Origin of the sequence: Saccharothrix sp. S26 (genome assembly GCF_021390395.1) — a bacterium.
In the GTDB taxonomy this organism is placed as follows: Bacteria; Actinomycetota; Actinomycetes; order Mycobacteriales; family Pseudonocardiaceae; genus Actinosynnema.
Genome location: NZ_JAJUWT010000007.1, coordinates 97,811 through 117,000, shown reverse-complemented (window position 1 = coordinate 117,000; position 19,190 = coordinate 97,811). Strand labels below are relative to the sequence as shown.

Annotated in this window: 22 protein-coding genes; 4 read left to right on the top strand and 18 right to left on the bottom strand. The window is 71.9% G+C overall.

The annotated features are described in order from the left end of the window. Positions 1-7: 7 nt before the first annotated feature. Genes LZG04_RS12920 through LZG04_RS12910 form a run of 3 tightly spaced genes read right to left on the bottom strand, consistent with a single transcriptional unit; the run spans position 8 to position 1,704 of the window. Entirely contained in the window at positions 8-355 is a 348-nt protein-coding gene (locus LZG04_RS12920; RefSeq protein WP_374202812.1) for a multidrug efflux SMR transporter, read from the bottom strand. A 60-nt stretch (positions 356-415) separates the two neighbouring features. Next, on the bottom strand, positions 416-1,168 hold the full coding sequence (locus LZG04_RS12915; RefSeq protein WP_233816478.1) for a hypothetical protein: 753 nt from the start codon (positions 1,166-1,168) through the stop codon (positions 416-418). 17 nt (positions 1,169-1,185) lie between these two features. Then, on the bottom strand, positions 1,186-1,704 hold the full coding sequence (locus LZG04_RS12910; RefSeq protein ID WP_233816476.1) for a SigE family RNA polymerase sigma factor: 519 nt from the start codon (positions 1,702-1,704) through the stop codon (positions 1,186-1,188). 152 nt (positions 1,705-1,856) lie between these two features. Here LZG04_RS12910 and LZG04_RS12905 point away from each other — a divergent pair, with 152 nt between their 5' ends. Continuing rightward, positions 1,857-2,876 carry a low specificity L-threonine aldolase gene (locus LZG04_RS12905; RefSeq protein WP_233816474.1) on the top strand — a complete coding sequence of 340 codons (1,020 nt, stop codon included), beginning with the start codon at positions 1,857-1,859 and terminating at the stop codon, positions 2,874-2,876. Between the two features lie 15 nt (positions 2,877-2,891). On the opposite strand, the gene LZG04_RS12900 is transcribed toward LZG04_RS12905, so the two are convergent. The 3 genes from LZG04_RS12900 to LZG04_RS12890 all read right to left on the bottom strand — a co-directional run bounded on the left by LZG04_RS12900 (position 2,892) and on the right by LZG04_RS12890 (position 5,101). Then, a complete protein-coding gene (locus LZG04_RS12900; protein ID WP_233816472.1) occupies positions 2,892-3,644 on the bottom strand; it encodes a potassium channel family protein in 753 nt (250 codons plus the stop codon). Between the two features lie 61 nt (positions 3,645-3,705). Further along, positions 3,706-3,879, bottom strand: a complete 174-nt coding sequence (locus LZG04_RS12895) for a hypothetical protein (RefSeq protein WP_170232135.1) — start codon at positions 3,877-3,879, stop codon at positions 3,706-3,708. 67 nt (positions 3,880-3,946) lie between these two features. Next, the gene (locus LZG04_RS12890; RefSeq protein ID WP_233816470.1) at positions 3,947-5,101 is read right to left on the bottom strand and encodes a pyridoxal phosphate-dependent aminotransferase; all 1,155 of its coding nucleotides are present in this window, start codon (positions 5,099-5,101) and stop codon (positions 3,947-3,949) included. Positions 5,102-5,155: 54 nt separating this feature from the next. Here LZG04_RS12890 and LZG04_RS12885 point away from each other — a divergent pair, with 54 nt between their 5' ends. Next, complete coding sequence (locus LZG04_RS12885) at positions 5,156-5,536, top strand: VOC family protein (protein ID WP_233816468.1); 381 nt, start codon at positions 5,156-5,158, stop codon at positions 5,534-5,536. Positions 5,537-6,079: 543 nt separating this feature from the next. Here LZG04_RS12885 and LZG04_RS12880 read toward each other — a convergent pair. From LZG04_RS12880 to LZG04_RS12825, 12 genes are all read right to left on the bottom strand, one after another. Further along, positions 6,080-6,226: a hypothetical protein gene (locus LZG04_RS12880; RefSeq protein WP_233816466.1), complete on the bottom strand. Its 147-nt coding sequence runs from the start codon at positions 6,224-6,226 to the stop codon at positions 6,080-6,082. Between the two features lie 96 nt (positions 6,227-6,322). Further along, positions 6,323-7,498 (bottom strand): transglycosylase SLT domain-containing protein, encoded by a 1,176-nt coding sequence (locus LZG04_RS12875; RefSeq protein ID WP_233816464.1) that lies wholly within the window; start codon positions 7,496-7,498, stop codon positions 6,323-6,325. A gap of 4 nt (positions 7,499-7,502) precedes the next feature. After that, positions 7,503-7,808, bottom strand: coding sequence for a hypothetical protein (locus LZG04_RS12870; protein ID WP_233816461.1), 306 nt, complete (start codon positions 7,806-7,808; stop codon positions 7,503-7,505). A gap of 37 nt (positions 7,809-7,845) precedes the next feature. Next, positions 7,846-8,376: an ESX secretion-associated protein EspG gene (locus tag LZG04_RS12865; protein WP_233816460.1), complete on the bottom strand. Its 531-nt coding sequence runs from the start codon at positions 8,374-8,376 to the stop codon at positions 7,846-7,848. 104 nt (positions 8,377-8,480) lie between these two features. Next, positions 8,481-9,248, bottom strand: coding sequence for an ESX secretion-associated protein EspG (locus tag LZG04_RS12860; protein ID WP_233816457.1), 768 nt, complete (start codon positions 9,246-9,248; stop codon positions 8,481-8,483). 1 nt (position 9,249) lies between these two features. Further along, on the bottom strand, positions 9,250-10,536 hold the full coding sequence (locus tag LZG04_RS12855) for a PPE domain-containing protein (protein WP_233816455.1): 1,287 nt from the start codon (positions 10,534-10,536) through the stop codon (positions 9,250-9,252). A gap of 9 nt (positions 10,537-10,545) precedes the next feature. Next, positions 10,546-11,100 carry a DUF3558 domain-containing protein gene (locus tag LZG04_RS12850; RefSeq protein WP_233816931.1) on the bottom strand — a complete coding sequence of 185 codons (555 nt, stop codon included), beginning with the start codon at positions 11,098-11,100 and terminating at the stop codon, positions 10,546-10,548. A 31-nt stretch (positions 11,101-11,131) separates the two neighbouring features. Beyond that, positions 11,132-11,584 carry a hypothetical protein gene (locus LZG04_RS12845; protein ID WP_233816453.1) on the bottom strand — a complete coding sequence of 151 codons (453 nt, stop codon included), beginning with the start codon at positions 11,582-11,584 and terminating at the stop codon, positions 11,132-11,134. 147 nt (positions 11,585-11,731) lie between these two features. After that, positions 11,732-12,988, bottom strand: a complete 1,257-nt coding sequence (gene purD / locus LZG04_RS12840; RefSeq protein ID WP_233816451.1) for a phosphoribosylamine--glycine ligase — start codon at positions 12,986-12,988, stop codon at positions 11,732-11,734. A gap of 28 nt (positions 12,989-13,016) precedes the next feature. Beyond that, on the bottom strand, positions 13,017-14,012 hold the full coding sequence (locus LZG04_RS12835; protein WP_233816449.1) for a TAXI family TRAP transporter solute-binding subunit: 996 nt from the start codon (positions 14,010-14,012) through the stop codon (positions 13,017-13,019). After that, the gene (locus LZG04_RS12830; protein ID WP_233816447.1) at positions 13,993-15,990 is read right to left on the bottom strand and encodes a TRAP transporter fused permease subunit; all 1,998 of its coding nucleotides are present in this window, start codon (positions 15,988-15,990) and stop codon (positions 13,993-13,995) included. Before LZG04_RS12830 ends, LZG04_RS12835 begins: the two co-directional genes overlap by 20 nt. Before the next feature lie 108 nt (positions 15,991-16,098). Continuing rightward, positions 16,099-16,359 carry a UBP-type zinc finger domain-containing protein gene (locus LZG04_RS12825; RefSeq protein ID WP_233816445.1) on the bottom strand — a complete coding sequence of 87 codons (261 nt, stop codon included), beginning with the start codon at positions 16,357-16,359 and terminating at the stop codon, positions 16,099-16,101. 28 nt (positions 16,360-16,387) lie between these two features. Between LZG04_RS12825 and LZG04_RS12820 the strand changes: the two genes are divergently transcribed. Together LZG04_RS12820 and LZG04_RS12815 are read left to right on the top strand one after the other, a co-directional pair. Continuing rightward, on the top strand, positions 16,388-17,941 hold the full coding sequence (locus tag LZG04_RS12820; protein ID WP_233816443.1) for a Na+/H+ antiporter: 1,554 nt from the start codon (positions 16,388-16,390) through the stop codon (positions 17,939-17,941). 113 nt (positions 17,942-18,054) lie between these two features. Next, a complete protein-coding gene (locus LZG04_RS12815) occupies positions 18,055-19,161 on the top strand; it encodes a glycerophosphodiester phosphodiesterase (RefSeq protein ID WP_233816441.1) in 1,107 nt (368 codons plus the stop codon). The last annotated feature ends 29 nt before the right edge of the window (positions 19,162-19,190 follow it).

Sequence of the window (19,190 nt, the reverse complement as noted above, 5' to 3'; positions counted from 1 at the left end):
AAAGGTACTAGTGCCCGCCACCGGCCAGGTTGAGGCCGATGACACCGCTGACGATCAGGCCGAGGGAGACCAGCTTCACCGTGCTGACGCCGTCGCCGAGCCAGATCATGCCGATCACGGCGGTGAGCGCCGCGCCGATCCCGGTCCACACCGCGTACGCCGGTCCGGCGGGCAGCTGCTTCATCGCCCACGCCAGGCCGGCGAAGCTGATCAGCGCGGACACCGCGAAGGCCACCGTCCACCACACCTTGCTGAAGCCCTCGGAGAGCTTCAGCGAGACCGCCCAACCGGCCTCGAAGAAGCCGGACACGATGAGCACGGCCCACGCCATGACGACCACCTCCCGATCTGGCACGACGGTACCAAATTAATGGTACGGACGTACCAGATAGGGGGCGATCCCGCTCTCCACGACTCAGAACCGGGCCGCGAGCCGGTTCGCGAGGCGGCCGAGGTCGGCCACGAACGGCTCCTCCGGCGAGCCCTCGCCCGCCTGGCTGAGCACGTACAGCTCCTGCCCGGCGGACGTCTTCGCGCTCGCGTGCGCGTAGGTGTGGTCCGGCACCACGCCGGTCGTGCCGCTCGGCACCAGCACCACCGACACCGTGCCGTAGGCGTCACCGTCGCGCACGGCGAAGCCCGCGCCCCGCCCGACCGGGCAGGTCGCCGCGGTGGCCGCGGCGGCGTTGGCGACCGAGAGCTCGTCGGCGAGGGCGACGGCGAGCTCCCGGTCCACCTCAACGCACCCGCGTTGGGCGCTGCCGGCCGACGGGCGGCCGGCACTCCCCGTCGACTCGTCCCCCTGCGTAGACGAGTCCTCGGGGAGGCTCTCGGGCGGGTTGCCGCCGCTGCGGTCCGGCACGCCGTCGGCGTCCTTCGGCAGCATCTCCGGCTCACCCGCGCCGAATGGTGTGACGTTAGGGGACGAGGCGCTGTGAGCGGAACCCGCCGCGGCCAGTTCGCCGTTGGAGTCGCGCACGAGGTCCACGCCGACGACCAGGCCGCCGAACGCGAGCACGAGCGCCGCCGCGGCCCCCACCGCCAGGGCCGACCTGCGGCGCGCGGTCGCCCGCGCCGAGGCCGACCGGACGGCGTCCACGTCGAAGGACGGGGGCGGCGCGTCACGGGCCGCGTCGCGGAACAGCTCGCCGAGCTTCTGCTCGTCCACCTACCTCCTCCTCCCGCTCACGACGCCGGCCGCAAGTCGTCGATCGTGTCGCCCAACGCCTCGCGCAGGGCCTCCAGCCCTCGGGAGGTCTGGCTCTTCACGGTGCCCTCGGAGCACCCCAGCGCCTCGGCGGCCGCCGCGACGTCCAGGCCCTCCAGGAACCTCAGCACGAGCACCGCCCGCTGCCTCGGCGGCACCCGCCGCAAGCCCGCGACCAGCGCCTCCCGCGTCGCCACCGCGTCGCCGATCTCGCCGTCGCCCGAGGGCGTCTCCGGGACCGAGTCCACGAAGCGCTCCCGCCGCCACGGCCGCCGCGACTCGTCGATCACCGCGCGCACCAGGGTCCGGCGGACGTAGGCGTCCAGGGCCTGCTTGTCCCGGACCTTGCGCCACCTGCGGTGCAGCGCGACGAACGCGGTCTGCGCGAGGTCGTCCGCCCGGTGCCAGTCACCACAGAGCAGGAACGCCGTTCGGCGCACGGCCTCTCGGCGAGCTGCGAAGTACTCCGCGAACTCCTGCTCGTCGCGCTGATCCACGCGGACTCTCTCCGCTCGTCGTGCTTGCACTGACCGGACGGAACCGGGGGCGACCACGGTTGCACGCCGGTTCACCGAGACTTGCGTCACCCCCATCGTGGTACCGCCGACGCGGGTGGGTCAGGGCTTGCCGGGTGTGATGTGATCCATTCGTGACCCAGCTCTCGCCACTCGACTTCCGCTCCGACACCGTCACCCAGCCGGACGAGGCCATGAGACTGGCCATGTCCCGCGCCGAGGTCGCCGACGACGTGCTCGACCACGACCCCACCATGCGTCGGCTCGAAGAACGGGTCGCGGAGCTGCTGGGCGTGGAAGCGGCGCTGTGGGTGCCGTCGGGGTCGATGGGCAACCTGATCGCGCTGACCGTGCACCTGCGGCCCGGCGACCGGTTCCTCGCGCCGCGCGGCGCGCACGTGCTGGACAACGAGCTGGGCACGGCGGCGTGGATCGCGGGCGGGATGCCGCACGCGCTGGAGTGCGACGCGGGGCCCGGTCGGGCGACGCCGGACGCGGTGCGCGCGGCGGCGGGGACGTCCGGGCCGTACTACACGCTGCGCACGACGCTGCTGTGCCTGGAGAACACGCACAACGCCGCCGGCGGGGCCGTGACGCAGCCCGACGAGCACGCCCTGCTCGTGTCGGCGGCGCGGGAGACCGGCCTGCGGGTGCACCTGGACGGCGCGCGGTTGTGGAACGCGGCCGTGGCGCTGGGGCTGCCGCCCGCGGCGTTGACCGTCGGGGTGGACACGGTGCAGGTGTGCCTGTCCAAGGGGCTCGGCGCGCCGGTCGGCTCGGTGGTGGCCGGGTCGTCGTCGTTCGTCGCCGAGGCGCGGCGGGTGCGCAAGATGCTCGGCGGCGGCGTCCGGCAGGGTGGCGTGCTGGCCGCCGCGGGCCTGATCGGGCTCGATCGCATCGACGACCTGGCGCGCGACCACGCGAACGCGCGGGCACTGGCTCGCGGGTTGGCCGAGCTGGGCTGGCAGGTGGACGAGCCGGAGACCAACATCGTGCTGGCCGGCGTGCCGGACCTGGACGTGACGCTGACCGGGCTGCGGCACCTGGGCGTGTTCGCCGGGCCGATGGCGGGCAAGGTGCGGTTCGTGCTGCACCGGGACGTGGGCGCGGACGACGTGGCGGAGGCGTTGCGCCGGATCGGGTCGGCGAGCTGACGCGCGCCGGGTGTTCTAGCTGCCGCTCTCAGCCCGGGCCGCGCGCAGCTCCGCGCGCAGTTCGGCCAGCTCGGCGCGGACCAGGCGCAGCTCGGCCGCCGTCGCCTGCTCGGCCTCGGCGACCGAGCCCTCCACCCCGCTGAGCCGTTCGACCAGCCAGGACGCGATGGTGCCGGTGATGACACCGAGCAGGGCGATGCCGCCGATCATCAGCAGTGCGGCGACCAGCCGTCCCTCCCAGGTGACGGGGTAGCGGTCGCCGTAGCCGACGGTGGAGATCGTGGTGAGCGTCCACCAGGCGGCGTCGCCGAACGTGGTGATCGAGGCGTCCGGGTGGTGGCGTTCGGCGTCCAGCACGGCCAGCGAGGCGCACAGGCCGACCAGGACCGTGACGCCCGCGGCGTAGACGCCGACGCGTTGCCGGAACCGGCCCGAGAACCGCTTGTTGAGCACCTTGAGGACGGTGATCAGCCGCAGCACGCGCAGTTGGCGGACCATCGGCAGCAGGACCGCGAGCAGGTCGAACAGGTGGGTGACGACGAACCTGCGCTTGTCGGCGGCGAGCTTGAGGCGCGCGGCGTAGTCGACCGCGAAGACCAGCCAGATCAGCCAGAGGACGACCTCCAGCACCTCGTGCAGGCCGGGGGTCGAGCGGTCGTCGAGGATCTGCCAGGCGTAGGCGACCACGAAGCCGACGGCCAGGCTCGTCAGCGGCCACTCGGCGCGTCGCTCCCACCGGGCGAGGCGGCGTTCATCGGTCTCGAACACCGACCCATGGTGCGGGTCGGTTCGACGTTTTTCCAGCTCGTGGAGACGATCGGGCGGGAATTCAGGGCCCCTTGATGCCCTTCGGGCGCTTGGAGCTCTTGATCGCGCCGTACGCGGCCGTGCCCAGGAAGAGCACGCCACCGATCACCGCGAGCCAGAACACGCCCTTGATCACGGCGCCGAGCACGGTGATCACGAGCCAGGCCGCGAGCAGCCACAGGATTATCCGGACCATGTCACCCGAACGACTGGATCACGCGATCAGTTCCCCACCGAGGCGCTGATCGGGGGTAAAACTGTCATCATGATGACGACAGCCAAGCACCCAGCCGCCGCAACGCCTCCTCGATGTCGTGGGCGGCCCCGGCGAAGGACATCCGGATGAACTCGTGCCCGCGCACGGGGTCGAAGTCGATGCCCGGCACGATCGCGACCCCGGTGTCGTCGAGGAGGCGGCGGCAGAAGTCCATCGAGTCGTCGGTGAGGTGGGAGACGTCGGCGTAGGCGTAGAACGCGCCGTCGGCGGGTGCCACCTTGTCGATGCCGAGGTCGGCCAGGCCCTTGAGCAGCACGTCCCGGTTGAGGCGGTACCCCTCGACCAGCCGTTCGGTCTGCGCGTAGGACTCGGGCTCGAACGCGGCGACGGCCGCGTGCTGGGCCAGGGCGGGCGGGCAGAGGGTGAAGTTGCCCGTGAGCCGGTCCACGGCCCGGCGCAGGTCGGGCGGCAGCAGCATCCACCCCAACCGCCAGCCGGTCATGGCGAACGCCTTGGAGAAGGAGTTGACCACGACGGCGTCGCGGGAGGTCTGCCAGGCGCACGCGAGCGGCGTGCCGTAGCTGATGCCGTGGTAGATCTCGTCGCTGACCAGCCGCACGTCGTGCTCGGCGCACCAGCCTGACAGCGCCGCCAGCTCGTCCGGCGACAGCACGGTGCCGGTCGGGTTCGCCGGGCTGGCCACCACGAGCCCGTCGAGGGGACCGGCGTCGTCCAGCATCGCCACCGTCGGCTGGAACCGCGTGTCCGGCCCGCAGGCCAGCTCGACCACCTCGCACCCCAGCGCGGTGAGGATGTTGCGGTAGGCGGGGTAGCCGGGCCGGGCCAGCGCGACCCGGTCGCCCGCCTCGAAGGAAGCGAGGAACGCCAACAGGAACCCACCCGACGAGCCGGTGGTCACCACGACGTCGTCGGCCGAGACCGACAGTCCGTACTGCCGGTGGTAGTGGCCGGCGAGGGCCTCGCGCAGCTCCACGATGCCCAACTGCTCGGTGTAGCCCAACGTCTGCTCGCGCAACGCCCGGTGCGCCGCCTCCAACACGGGCGCGGGCGCGGGACTGGACGGCTGACCGGCCGCCAACGACACGACATCCCCGACCACCCGCTGCCGCCGTGCGGCGGCGGACAACACCTCCATGACGTGGAAGGGAGGAACATCGGCACGACTGGCGACACCCGGCATGCGCGCCAGGCTAATCGGTCACCAGACCCGCAGGTCACCACTACTGTCGTCGACATGCACCGGAGCCGTGTGTACGCGTTGCTGATCGACACGCCGGAAGCCGAAGCCGACCGTGCCGCGGCCTTCTGGTCGGCCGCGTTGGGCGCGACCGCCCGCCCGGTGCCGGGCGAGGAGCAGTTCACCTCCCTGCACAACGCCCTGCCAGGTCTGGTCACCTCGGTGCAGTCGGTGGCCGACGCCCCTCGCTTCCACCTCGACATCGAAACCGACGACGTCGAAGCCGAAACCGCCCGCCTGCTGGCCCTGGGCGCCACCGAAGTCTCCCGCTGGCTGGAGTGCCGCGTCCTGCGCGCCCCGGGCGGCCACCTGCTGTGCGTCCTCCCCGTGCACAGCCCGACCGACCTCTTCACCGCCGAAGCCAACACCTGGCCCTGACCCACCCACCCGACCCAACCCAAGTCACCGCCCACCCAGCCAGCGCCCAGACCCGCCGGCCACACCCAGCCCAGCCCACCGAGCCCGGCCACCGGCCACCCGCCTGAGCCACGCCCACCCCAAACCCGGCCAAACCCCACCACCGCCCAGCCAGCCCACCCGACCACGCCACCCAGCACCGTCCAAGCCCGTCAGCCGCGCCACACCAGCCCAACCCACCGAGCCCAACCGGCCGAGCCCGGCCACCGGTCACCCAGCCACGCCACCACCCAACCCACCACACCCGGTCGAGTCCCACCACCGCCCAGCCGGCCCCACCGACCCGACTCGACTCCGCCACCATCCAACCCGGCGTCCAGGCCCCCGGCCGCGCCACACCCTGCCCAGCCTGCCGAGCCTCGCCGCCACTCGCCCAGCCTGCCGAGCCGGCTACCGGTCACCCAGCCGAGCCACCACCCAGCCCGGCGTCCAAGCCCACCGGTCGCGCCACACCCTGCCCAGCCTGCCGAGCCTCGACGCCAGTCGCCCAGCCTGCCAAGCCGGCTACCGGTCACCCAGCCACGCCACCACCCAGCCCGGCGTCCAAGCCCACCGGTCGCGCCACACCCTGCCCAGCCTGCCGAGCCTCGTCACCGGTCGCCCAGCCGCGCCACCACCGAGCCCGGCCGCCACCCAGTCCAGGCCAACCATCCAGCCCGGCCTTCACCCAGCCCGGCCGAGTGGCCGCCAATCGATCGATCGCCCACCGATCAGGCGTTCACCGATCATGCGCTCACCGACCGGTCGCTAGTAGCCCTGGTAGCCGCCGCCGCCCGCCATCGACTTCAGACCCGGGTGCCCCTCGAACCCGCCGTAGCGGGAGAAGGTGTAGCGGACACCGGCGATGATGTTGTCGACCGGGTTCCAGATGTCGTCGTGGCCGGGCAGCTTGTGCGCCTGGAACGTCGGGTCGATGCACTGCATCAGCCCCTTCGAGGGCGTGCCCTTGGCGGCGTTGGAGTCCCAGTCGTTGATGGCGTGCGGGTTGCCGCCGGACTCCTTCTCGATGATCGTCCAGATCTCGTCGATGTTGTCCTCGGTGACCGGGATGCCGTTGGCCTGGAGGATCCGGATCGCTTCCCGGATCCACTCCTCGACGTTGCCGGGCGGCGGGCCGCTGGACGGCGGGCCGCCGCTAGGCCCCAGGCCGCCCATGCCACCACCTCCACCACCGAAGCCGCCGCCCGAGCCCGAGCCACCACCCGATCCGGAGCCGTGGGAGCCACCGCCGGAACCGTGCGACTGGCCGGAGGGCTGCGGCGACGACGTGGACGACGGCGCGGTCTGGCCGTCCGACGGTGGGGGTTCGGGCGCGGGGGTCCACTCGACCGGCTTGCCGGGCGCGGGCGTGAACGGTTGGGTGTCCGGGTCCGCCATGGTCGAGAACGCGGGCGTGATCGCGCCCGCACGGCCCTTCAACGCGCCCAAAGCCGCGCTCAACGCCTGCTCGGCCTGGTCGATCACGGGCTGGGCGTCGCCCGCCGCCTCCTGGCACATGCCCCGGATGGCGGAGTCGACGTCCTCCTGCGGCATGCCGGGGGCCTGCCGGCGCAGTTGGCGCACCCGGCTGAGCAGGTTCTCGCAAATGCGCTCCACCGACGACTTGGCCGATTCCAGCGCCGCCGCCGCGGACTCCAGATCACCGGCCGCGCCGGTCAACGCGTCGGTCAGCGAATTCCCGCTCTTGGTGAATCCCTCCATGTAGGCGACGAATCCGTCGGCCGATCCGCCCTGCCACGCGTCGTCCAGCCGCGTGACCGACTGCCGGACCGCGTCACCGCTTTCCGCGGCCTTCACGGCGGCCTGCTTCCACCGGTCCGCGATCTGCTTCACGGCTTCCGGTCGGGCCGTGTCGACCTTGTCCGCGAGCTGCGCCAACGCCTGCCCGCCGGGCAGCGCCGCGACCTCGTCCGAGGCTCCCATCAGCTCACACCGCCCGGAAGGAGCCCGCGTTGGCGGTCTCCACGTCGACCACGGACCGCTGCACGGCGTCGATCGCGCGCTCCACCTTCCCCAGCACGGACTCGGCGGCGGCGAACTCGGCCGCCGCCTTGCCGTCCAGTTCGGACGCCGCCGCGGAAAGCCCGCCCGAACTCGCCAGTTTGCCGAAGATGTCCGGTTCGGCGTAATGACCGGAGAACCCGTCACCCACCGCGCCGAATTGTCCCGCCTGCGCGCTCACCGTGCTCCGGCACTGCTCCATCGCCTCGGCGTTGAACTTCGCGACCGCCATTCTCCGACTGTATGACGAAACGCCCGACCGCAGGGCGTCATCCGAGGAATTCGTCCATCAGAGCACCGACCCGCTTCCGCAGCACGTCCGGGTCGACCGGCCCGTGGAAGTCGACCACGTCCGCCGCACGCCGTCGCCGCCCGCTGACGTCGATCGCCGCCGCGCCGAACTGGCCGCGCAGGTCCGGTCCGCCGACCAGGCCGTCCGGCAGTCGCGGCAGCAGCCCGACCAACGCGGAGGCGATGTCGGACTCCACCTCCCGCACGGTGAGCAGGTCGCGGGTCAGCACGGCCAGCAGCGAGCCCGACCCGCCAGTCGCGGCCAGCGCCCGGACGGCGGCCCGGCCGATGCCCAGCCGCAGGTCCGCCGAGCGGGGCGGGTAGGCGATGAGCTTGAACGCCGCGCCGAGCCACGGGTCCAGCTCGCCGCCGCGGGCCAGCCCTTGCGCGGTGAGGTGGCTCCACGGCGCGGGGTCGTCCTGGACGTGCAGCACGATCGGCATGGCGCCGAGGTCGAGGTGTTCCCAGGCGGTGCGGAACGCGGTGGCGCTGAGCGTCGCAGTGGTCACCAGACGTCACTCCCGAATGACGGCGGGCATTGCTCCGGCCCCCCAGGCCCGCACCGGAACTGACGTCGCCGAGGACGCCCGGGTTCCGCCTCGCGGAGGAGAACTCAGACCTCCTGCACCAGCTCCCACACGCACCCGGCGAGCCGGGCGTTGTCGATCGGGGTGATCGTGCTCCAGTTGCGACCGTCCGAACTGGGCCGGACCTGGTGCAGGTACCGGCCGGACGGCGTGTCGTGCCAGGCGACCACGCGGTTGGCGCGCACGGGCGGCCCGGCGTGCTGGGCGCGTTCGACGCCGAACTGGCCGCGCGTGGTCATCCCGTCGCACATGCCGGCCAGTTCCTGCGCCTCGTGCAGCGGCAGCCCGTGCCGCTCCAACGCCAGCACCAGCTTCTCCGCGTCCCGCCCGGCTTCGCTGCCCGCCGCGCGCAGCAGGTCGTTCGGCAGGCTGATCGACCGGCCGTACCCGGCGGGCATCTCCCCGGCCACGGACACCGCCGACTCGGCCAACGCGCTGGCCCGTGACTCGATCAGCCACACCTCGTCGCCGTCGACCACGGCGAGGACGGCCTCCTCGCCGGCCGCCGCCGCCAGACCCTTGATCTTGCGGCGGTCGACCCAGATCCACAGGTCGATCGACAGCTGCGGGTTGGCCAGCAGCGCGAACGCGTCGGCCAGCTCGGGCGTCAACCGCCGGTTGGCCGCCAGCCCGCGCTCGGCGAGCGACGCCCACGCCTGCTCGACGAACCGGGCCCGCTCGGTGTGCGTGACGCCGGGGCTCGGCACGTCCAGCGCGACGTTGCGGCGGGTCAGTCGTTCGCCCTCCCAGGCGACGTCGAACTCCAGCGTGGACAGGACAACCGTGCCGCTCACTTCACTTCTTCTCGGGCTCGTCGTCACCGATGACCGACTGCACGACCATCCGCTCGTCACCGAACACGTCGTCGGAGTCGACGCCGTACTTGCGCACGTGCTCGCCGTCCTCCTCGCCCGGGCCGCCCTTGGCGCTGGCCGCCGGCTGCATCATCGAGTTGCCCGCGCCCGCCTTGCCCGCCGCGCCCGCGCCACGACCGGGCACGCGCTCGTCGGGGTCGATCGCGCCGATCGTCGCGGAGATGCCGGGCTTGCCGGTCAACGTGCCGGGCATCCCGGGCACACCGCCCTTGCCGCCACCGCCACCGCCGGTGCCCTTGCCACCCGCGGGGCCCTCGGGCACCTTCGCGCCGCCGGGCATCGCCGGCGCGAGGTTGCGCACGACCCGTCCACCCCGGGCCTGCGTGGCCGCGATACCGAGACCGAGCCCACCGGCCAACCCGAGCCCGAGCCCCAACCCGAAGTTCGACCCACCGGGCTTGCCGATCCCCAACGCCGCCGGCGGCAGCACCGTCGACCCACCGGGCGTCGTCGGCAACAACCCCGTCGAGCCGCCGGGCATGCCGGGCACCTGCGGCGGCAAGCCGATCGAGCCACCGGGCACCTGCCCGGGCAGCCCGCCCGGCACACCACCCGGCAGGCCGCCGGGCACGCCACCGGGGATGCCGGGCACGGGCCCACCGGGCTGCCCGACGGCGGCGATCGGCGTGCTGACGCTGGAGGCGGTCGTCACCTCGAACTGCGGCGGCCTGTTCATGCCCTGGTACTGGCTCAACGCGTCCCTGCTGGCCTCGGTGTACTGCTCGAGCCCCCGAATCGCCTGCTCCCGCGCCGCCTGCGTCTCCTTGACCTGCTTCGCGTGATCGGTCTCGTGCCCGAAGAACCCGAGGAACTCGTCCCCGAAGCTGGTCTCCGTGTCACCGCGCAACTTCTGCGGCTCCGGCATCCCGTTGCGGGTCTGGCTGTACGTGGCCCCCTGCACGGCGGTGGCCTTGGAGTTCTGCTGGGCGGCTTCCGTGCCGGAAGTCGCCGTGGCGGCCGACACGGTCACCGCTTGGCCGGCGTTGTCGCCGGCCGCGCCCTGCCAGTCGATGCCGAGCTTCTTCAACTCGGTGCGCAGCGTCTCGTCGGTGTCGGCCAACGTCGCCGCCAGCCGGCGCAGCGCGTGTGACGCGTCGCTGAACTTCTGCGCCGCGTCCCCGGTCGAGAACCGCTGCACCAACGCGGCCAGAGCCGAATTGTCATAGCCCTGGAAGCGGAAATCCTTGATCTCCCTGAAGCCGGTCACAACTCCCCCTCACTTCAGCGTTTGCAAGGTCGCGAGCGCCAGTTCGGCACCCTTGGCGGCGTTCTGGCACATCTGGTCCTGGGTGAAGCCCTCACCGATCGGGAAGAACTGGACGATCAGTTGCTGCTTGTCCGCCACGTCGACGGCGTACGAGCAGTAGGCGTCGGAGGTACCGCTCAGCTTGTACTGGTAGGCCGCGAACCCGGCGACGGTCTTGGCGTCGACGTCGAGGTTGCTGTCGACTTCCCAGTACTCGATGCCCTCCCCGGAGACCAAGGAGACGTTGTAGCTGAAGATCGCCTTGCCGTTCGCGTGGTACCGGCAAGTCGGGGCGGGCTTCTCGTTGTTCAGCACATCGAGTGCTTTGTCCTGCGCCTCATCGATCTTGAGCTCGCTGCGCTGCGCTGTCGTGAACGTCGCGCAGGGGTCGATCCCGTCCAGCTTGATCTCCTTGGGCCTCGGCGGCTTGGACGCCGTCGGCTCCACTGAATCGCTCGTCGCGGGAGCGTTCGACGTCGCGGGTCGCGGAGCCCCCGTCTCACCGGAGGAACACCCGGCGACCACGGCGATCGCGACGCCGCAGAGCACCGCCGCATTAATCAGACGCACCAGCGGCCCCCAAAGCAGCGGTCACTTCTTCTTCGGTGAACTGGTACTGGCGGGCCGTGCCGCGCAACTGCTCGACCAGACCGGTGAGGCTCGCGATGTACTGCTCGATGCGCGCAGCGTACGAATCCGGGCCGTCGACCAGGCGCGAATTCCACGCGGCGGCGATGTCGGCGTTCACCTCGTCGGCACCGTCCAACCGCACGGCCAGGTCGGCGACCGCGTCGAACAACGCGTTGCGGAGCACGTCGGCCTGGTCGTGGATCAGCTTGCCGGCCTGGAGGACCGTTTCCTCGGTCACCTCGAACTTCTGGCCGGACACCGGACCCGCGGCCATGGTGTCGTTCAGCCGCTTCTCCGCCGCGAACATCTCGCCGACCGCCTTGCCGACGGCTCCCCCTGCCGCGGCGACGGCTCCTAGTAGGCCGGTCTCCTGTTCCACGACGTCCTACCCCCGTACGGTCGGTAACGGATTGAACCCGGTTCGAGGCTACCAACGACCACGTGAGCCGGGTCTGAGGTTGGACGAAGAAACCTCCGACCCGGTTCCGCCGAGGCGGGGATCGGAGGTTTTTCCGCGGCACGTGTGCTAGGGGACGGTGATCTCGCCGTTGGCCGCGCGCAACGCGATGTCGGTGCGGTGGTGGGAGCCGGTCAGGTGGACGCCTTCCACGCGGCGGTAGGCGTCGGTGCGGGCGTCGGCCAGGGTCGGGCCCGTGCCGACGACGGACAGGACGCGGCCGCCGGTGGAGACGACCGCCCCGTCCTCTCGGCGGCGGGTGCCCGCGTGCAGGACGCCCTCGGCTTCCGCGCCGCTGACCACGTCACCCGTGCGGGGACGGCCCGGGTAGCCCTCGGCGGCGACCACGACGGTCACGGCGTAGCCGTCGGACCAGTCCAGGGCGGGCGCGGAGGCCAGCGAGCCGGTGGCGGCGGCGTGGAACAGGCTCGCCAGCGGGGTGCGGAGCAGGGCCAGGACGGCCTGGGTCTCGGGGTCGCCGAACCGGCAGTTGAACTCGATGACCTGCGGACCCGTGGAGGTCAGGGCCAAGCCCGCGTACAGCAGGCCGGTGAACGGGGTGTCGCGGCGCGCCAGCTCGTCCACGACCGGCTGGACGCAGGTCGCCACGATCTCGTCCACGAGGTCCGCCGGGGCCCACGGCAGCGGCGAGTACGCGCCCATGCCGCCGGTGTTGGGGCCGGAGTCGCCGTCACCGACGCGCTTGAAGTCCTGCGCGGGCAGCAGCGGCACCACGGTGGCACCGTCCACCAGGCAGAACAGCGACACCTCCGGACCGTCCAGGAACGACTCCAGCAGCACCGGGTGGCCGTGGTCGAGCAGCGTCATGGCGTGCGCGCGGGCCACGGCCCGGTCGGCGGTGACGACGACGCCCTTGCCGGCGGCCAGGCCGTCGTCCTTCACGACCCACGTCGGGCCGAAGCGGGCCAGCGCCGAGTCGAGGCGGGCCGGGTTGTCCACGATCTCCGACACGGCGGTCGGCACGCCCGCGGCGGCCATGACGTCCTTGGCGAACGCCTTGGAGCCCTCGATGCGGGCGGCCGCGGCCGACGGGCCGAAGCAGGGGATCCCGATCGCGCGCACGGCGTCCGCCGCACCCGCCACCAGGGGCTGCTCCGGCCCGACCACGACCAGGTCGGCGTTCCACTCCTTGGCCAGCGCCGCGACGGCACCGCCGTCGGTGACGTCGACCCCGTAGGTCTCCGCCACACCGGCGATGCCGGCGTTGCCCGGCGCGCAGGCCAACGCGATCACCGAGGGGTCCCGCGACAAGGCGAGGACTAGGGCATGTTCACGGGCGCCAGACCCGATGACCAGGACACGCACGGTGCGGAAGCCTAGATGACCCCGCCGGTCAGCCGCCCAGTGCGTCCAGCGAGCCGGGGTGCAGCGGCACCGGGTCGGTCATGCCGGCCTTCTCCTTCACGATGTCCTTGGCCGCCGGGTGCACGGATTCCAGCTCCGACTTCTTCTCGAAGATGAGCTTGGTCACGGCGCACGCGTCGCCGTCCGGGAAGTCCTCGCGCACGAGCAGCACGTTCGGCACCGCCACGGTCGGCACGTCGGCGGGCTGCCCGTATGTGGCAGCCGGGATGACGCCCCGGTCGTACACCTCGTTGACCTTCTTCAACGCGTCCAGCTGGGGCGTGATGTCGATGAACCTGACCTGGTCCTTCAACGACGTGGTGATGTCGGTGATCTGCGCGGTGGGCAGGCCGCCGGACCAGACGAGGCCGTCGATGCTGCCGTCCTTCATCCCGTCCGCGGTCTTGGCCAGGTCCAGCCGCTGCGCCTGCACGTCGGTCTCCGGGTTGAGCCCGGCCGCGGTGAGCAGGCGGTTGGCGATCACCTCGGTGCCGGACTTGGGCGAGCCGGTGGAGATCCGCTTGCCGCGCATGTCCGCGACCGAGGTGATGCCCGAGTCGGCCCGCACCAGCACCTGCGTGTAGTTCGGGTAGAGCCTGGTCAGCGCCTTGACCCGCTGCGGTTTGCCGTCGAACGCGCCCTTGCCCGCGACCGCGTCCGCCGCCGTGTCGGCCAGCGAGAACGCCACGTCGTAGTCGCCCGCGACGAGCTGCTGGATGTTCTGCACCGACGCGCCGGTCTCGGCCGCGGTGGCCTTGAGCTTGGTGTTGTCGCTGATCAGCTTCGCCAACCCGCCGCCGAGGACGTAGTACACGCCGCCGGAGTTGCCGGTCGCGATGGTGATCCGCCCGTCCGCCGCCTCGCAGGCGGCACCGCCCGCGTTGCCGTCGGCCGACGCGTCCGGGGTCCGCTTCCCGCCGCACCCGGCGGCGACGAGGCCGACCGAGAGCACGCCGACGGCGACCTTAAGCGTCCAGCTGCGCATGCTGTTCCTCTCCCGAGTGGATCTTCCGGCGTAGGACGACGTGCACCGCCACCGCGGCCAGCAGGAAGCCGAGGCCGACGGCGATGGTCACGGGTTGCAGGTAGAGCAGGGCCACGGCGGCGGGCGCGCACAGCACGCGTTCCGGCCACCGCGCGCGACCGAACAGCCAGCCGCCGGTGAGCACGGCCAGCGCCGCCACGCCCAGCGCGGAGACGGCGAACACCCACACGGCGTCGAGGAACGACGTGCGCAGCAGCAGCCCGGCCCCGTTGTCGGTCAGCACGAACGCCAGCGGCACGAGGAACGCGGGCAGCGTGTACTTCCACGTCCGCCACATCGTCTTCATCACGTCGCCGCCGGTGATCGCGGCGGCGGCCACGGCGGCGAGCGCGGTCGGCGGCGTCACCTCCGACAGCACCGCGTAGTAGAAGATGAACATGGCGGCTTCCTCGGGCGCCACGCCCAGGTCCATCAGCGCGGGCCCGATGACGACCCACGAGATGATGAACGAGGCGGTCACCGGCACGGCCAGGCCGAGCAGGCTCACCGCGACCGCTGCCAGCACCACGGTGACGAACAGCACCGCGGTCGGGTCGGACGAGATCGCGCCGGCGACGTCGACCAGCGCCGACGCCAGCTCCTGGCCCAGGCCGGTCTTGGTGATGGTGGACGTGATCACGCCGGCCGCCGCGCACACCGCGATCACCGGCAACGCCGACCGCACGCCCTGCGACAGCGAGTCGGCCATCGCCCGCAGCCACTCCCGCACGTCGCCGCGCTTGGCGATCAGCGCGAACACCGCGGCGACCCCGGTGGCGTAGACGACCGCGGAGAACACCGGGATGTCCAGCGCCAGGAACACCACGATCACCGCGAGCGACAGGAAGTGGTACCCGCCGCGCTTGAGCAGCGCCCACGGGCTCGGCGAGTCGATCTCCACCGGCTTCGCGCCGAACTTGCGCGCGTCGATCTCCACGGCCAGCGCGATGCCCAGGTAGTACAGCAGGGTCGGCAGGATCGCCCAGATCAGCACCTGGAGGTAGGACGTCTCCAGGAACTCGGCGATGATGAACGCCGCCGCGCCCAGGGTGGGCGGCGACAGGATCGCGCCGATGCCGGACGCGGCGAGCAGCCCGCCCGCGTTCTCCTTGGGGTAGCCCGCCTTCTTCAGCATCGGCCAGGTCACCGCGCCCAGCGACACGGTCGTCGCGGTGCCCGAGCCGGACACGGTGCCGAGCAGGAACCCGGCGGTGGCGGCGGTGCGGCCCGGCGCGGTGCGGGACTTGCGGAAGGCGGAGAAGCTGATGTCGACGAAGAACGCGCCCGCGCCGGACGCGTTGAGCACCGACCCGTAGATCGTGAACAGCACGATGTAGGTGGCGGCGACGTCCAGCGGCGTGCCGTAGAACCCGGTGGCGTCGTTGTAGAAGCCGTTGATGATCTGCGGGAAGTCGACGCCGGCGTGCGAGATCGACCAGGACCGCGGCAGGTACCCGCCGTAGTAGGCGAACGCGATGAACCCGACGCAGACGATCGGCAGCACCCAGCCGGTGGTCCGCCGGCACGCCTCCAGGATCAGCAGGAGCAGCACCGACCCGGCGACGACGTCGAGCCCGGTCAGCTGCCCCTGGCGGTCGAGGAACGCGTCGAACCCGCCGAACAGCGGGTACGCGGCCACCGCGAACGCCAGCGCCGCCGCCACCCGGTCCACGACGCCGGGGTCGTCGGAGCCGCCGCGCCGGCCGCGCGGCCGGTAGCAGAGGAAGACCAGCGGCAGCGTGACCGCCAGGAAGATCACCAGGTAGTACTGGCCGCCCTTGCTGAACGGCCAGAACACCTGTTTGAGCACGAGCAGCGCGATGGCGAGGCCCGCCACCCACACGCCCAGCTCCCACCGCCGCGACAAGGTGCGCGACGGGCGCTCCTCGTCGTACTCGGCGAGCAGTTCATCGACTTCGACCTGAGGCTTGGTCGGCACGCGCACTCCTTCGTGTCGCGCTGGATCGAGCGCTCACGAAGCTACTTGTGTCGCGGGTCACAGCCATAGGGCGACCGTCTAAAGGGACTGTAAAGACGGTCGGGCGGATCACACGATCCGGGAGTCCACGTAGCACCAGCGCCAGTCCTCGCCCGGTTCGAACGAGCGCATCACCGGGTGTTCCGAGGCGTGGAAGTGCGCGGTCGCGTGCCGGCGCGGGCTGGAGTCGCAGCACGCGACGTGGCCGCACGACAGGCAGATCCGCAGGTGGGCCCAGTTGTGCTCGTCGTCGGCGAGGCAGTCGGCGCAGCCCTCGGGGTTGTCCGGGGCGACGGTTTCCGGGAGTTCCGAGACATGAGGACAGGTCATACCCGCCATCATCACGCAAGATTGCGCCATGCACGGACCGGAACTGCTCCTGTTGCTCGTCGGCGCCCTGCTCGTCACGGCGGTGGCCAAGCGCCTCAACTGGTCGGCGCCACTGGTGCTGGTGGGCGTCGGGCTGGCGGTGTCGTTCATCCCGGGACTGCCGGGGTTCGCCCTGGAACCGGAGCTCATCCTGGTCCTGGTGCTGCCGCCGCTGCTGTACTCGGCCGCCCTGGACAGCTCCTACCACAACATCCGGGCCAACCTCCGGCCGATCGGGCTGCTCGCGGTGGGCCTGGTGCTGGCGACCACGATCGCCGTGGGCTGGGTCGCCCACCTGGTGCTGCCGGAGCTGTCGCTGCCCGCGGCGCTGGTGCTGGGCGCGGTGGTGGCACCGCCGGACGCGGTCGCGGCGGTCGCCATCGGCCGGCGGCTCAACCTGCCGCGCCGGACGATGACGCTGCTCACCGGCGAGAGCCTGATCAACGACGCGACCGCGCTGACGGCCTACAAGGTGGCCGTCGCGGCGGCCGCCGGCGTCGCCGCGACCTGGGTGGACGGCACCCGCACGTTCGTGATCAGCGCGGGTGGCGGCGTGCTGGTGGGGTTGGCGATCGGCTGGGGCGTGCGCTGGATCCGCGACCGGCTCAACGACGGCGTGCTGGAGAGCGCGCTGGGCATGCTCGTGCCGTTCGGCGCGTACATCTTCGCCGAGGAGCTGCACGCCTCCGGTGTGCTCGCGGTCGTCGTCGCCGGGCTCTACATCGGGCACAACGCGCCGCGCAGCTCGTACTACACGCGCTTGCAGGACACGGCGGTGTGGCGGTCGGTGGACGTGATGCTGGAGTCGTTCGTGTTCGCGTTGATCGGCTTGCAGCTCAAGACCGTGGTGCGGGACGTGGACATCACCGCGGGGCTGGTGTGGGCGGCGGCGGCCGTGCTGGCGGCGACGATCCTGGTGCGGTTCGTGTGGATGTACCCGGCGGCGTACCTGCCGCGGCTGCTGTCGAAACGGGTCCGGCAGCGGGAGGGCGCACCGGGGTGGCGGGGCGTGACCGTGCTGTCGTGGGCCGGGATGCGGGGCGTGGTGTCGTTGGCGGCGGCGAGCGCGTTGCCGCTGGACCTGCCCGGGCGCGAGGTGATCGTGTTCTGCGCGTTCGTGGTCACCGTCGGCACGCTGCTGCTGCAAGGGCTGACGCTGCCGTTCGTGATCCGCAAGCTCGCGTTCCGCGGCGACGAGGAGCGGACCGACGCGTTGGCCGAGGCGCAGGTGCAGCACGCCGCCGCGCAGGCCGCCGTGCGCAAGCTCGACGAGGTGATCGGGGACGACCACGACACACCCGGGCACGTCGTGGACCGGCTGCGGCTGATGGCCGAGCACCGGGGCAACGCGGCGTGGGAGCGGCTGGGCAGGCAGGAGGACGAGAGCCCGGCCGCGTCGTACCGGCGGTTGCGCCGCACGATGCTGGAAGCTGAGCGCCAGGTGTTCGTGCAGGCGCGGGACGAGGGGCAGATCGACGACGAGGTGCTGATCCGCGTGCTGCGCGAGCTCGACCTGGAGGAAGCGGCCATATCCAGGGAGTGACGAACCCCGCGCGTTCACCGTGACGTGATCTGCGCTTCGCCCCGGCGTGTCCGGGACGTCGCGGTGCGCGACGAGGCTGCCGCGCGTCAGCAGTGGAGTCGAGGAGGTCGTCGATGGTGCGGACGAAGATCGTGGGGGCGGCGCTGGCGGCGCTCGCGGTGGCGGGAGCGGTGGTGCTGCCCTCGGCGACGGCGAGCGGTGACCCGGAGGTGGCGTCGTCGCGCAAGGGACCGCTGGTGATCGGCCACCGCGGCGCGTCGGGCTACCGGCCCGAGCACACGCTGGCCTCCTACGAGCTGGCCGCGCGGATGGGCGCGGACTACATCGAGCCCGACCTGGTGGTGACCAAGGACGGCAAGCTGGTCGCCCGGCACGAGAACGAGATCGGCGGCACCACGGACGTGGCGGCGCACCCGGAGTTCGCCGGGCGCAGGACCACCAAGGTCATCGACGGCACGCCGGTCACCGGCTGGTTCACCGAGGACTTCACGCTCGCCGAGCTGAAGACGCTGCGCGCCGAGGAGCGCATCCCCGAGGTGCGGCCGCGCAACACCCTCTACGACGGCCGGTTCCAGGTGCCGACGCTGGAGGAGGTCATCGACCTGTCCCGCCGGCTGACCCGCGAGCTCGGCCGCGACATCGGCATCTACCCCGAGACCAAGCACCCGACCTACTTCCAGGACATCGGCCTGCCGCTGGAGCCGCGGCTGGTCGACGTGCTGACCAAGGCGGGCCTGAACCGGCACGGCGCCAAGGTGTACGTGCAGTCGTTCGAGGTGGCGAACCTCAAGCAGCTCAAGTCGAAGTTGCGCGTGCCGCTGGTGCAGCTGGTCAACTCCTCCGGCGCGCCGTACGACTTCGTCAAGGCGGGCGACAAGCGCACCTACAGCGACCTCGTGACGCCGGAGGGGCTGCGTGAGATCCGCACCTACGCGCAGGGCGTCGGCGCGGCGAAGGACCGGATCATCCCGCGTGACGCGGCTGGCTTCCTGCGCGAGCCGACCACGCTGGTGCGCGACGCGCACACCCGCGGCCTGATCGTGCACGCCTGGACGTTCCGCAACGAGAACACGTTCCTGCCGGCGGACTTCCGCACGTCCACCGACCCGGCCGCGTACGGCAACGCGTTCGGTGAGTACGCGAAGTTCTACGCCACGGGCCTGGACGGCGTCTTCGCCGACAACCCCGACACCGCCGTGGAAGCCCGCACGGGCCGATAGCCCACGGGCACCGGGGGACGCCCGCGCGC

What these genes read in the sequence shown, in the direction of transcription:
- LZG04_RS12870 (WP_233816461.1), bottom strand. Translation starts at nt 7,808, where the DNA reads ATGGCGGTCGCGAAGTTCAACGCCGAGGCGATGGAGCAGTGCCGGAGC.
- LZG04_RS12880 (WP_233816466.1), bottom strand. Translation starts at nt 6,226, where the DNA reads ATGGTTGGCCTGGACTGGGTGGCGGCCGGGCTCGGTGGTGGCGCGGCT.
- LZG04_RS12890 (WP_233816470.1), bottom strand. Translation starts at nt 5,101, where the DNA reads ATGCCGGGTGTCGCCAGTCGTGCCGATGTTCCTCCCTTCCACGTCATG.
- LZG04_RS12815 (WP_233816441.1), top strand. Translation starts at nt 18,055, where the DNA reads ATGGTGCGGACGAAGATCGTGGGGGCGGCGCTGGCGGCGCTCGCGGTG.
- LZG04_RS12895 (WP_170232135.1), bottom strand. Translation starts at nt 3,879, where the DNA reads ATGGTCCGGATAATCCTGTGGCTGCTCGCGGCCTGGCTCGTGATCACC.
- LZG04_RS12820 (WP_233816443.1), top strand. Translation starts at nt 16,388, where the DNA reads ATGCACGGACCGGAACTGCTCCTGTTGCTCGTCGGCGCCCTGCTCGTC.
- LZG04_RS12825 (WP_233816445.1), bottom strand. Translation starts at nt 16,359, where the DNA reads ATGACCTGTCCTCATGTCTCGGAACTCCCGGAAACCGTCGCCCCGGAC.
- LZG04_RS12885 (WP_233816468.1), top strand. Translation starts at nt 5,156, where the DNA reads ATGCACCGGAGCCGTGTGTACGCGTTGCTGATCGACACGCCGGAAGCC.
- LZG04_RS12875 (WP_233816464.1), bottom strand. Translation starts at nt 7,498, where the DNA reads ATGGGAGCCTCGGACGAGGTCGCGGCGCTGCCCGGCGGGCAGGCGTTG.
- LZG04_RS12835 (WP_233816449.1), bottom strand. Translation starts at nt 14,012, where the DNA reads ATGCGCAGCTGGACGCTTAAGGTCGCCGTCGGCGTGCTCTCGGTCGGC.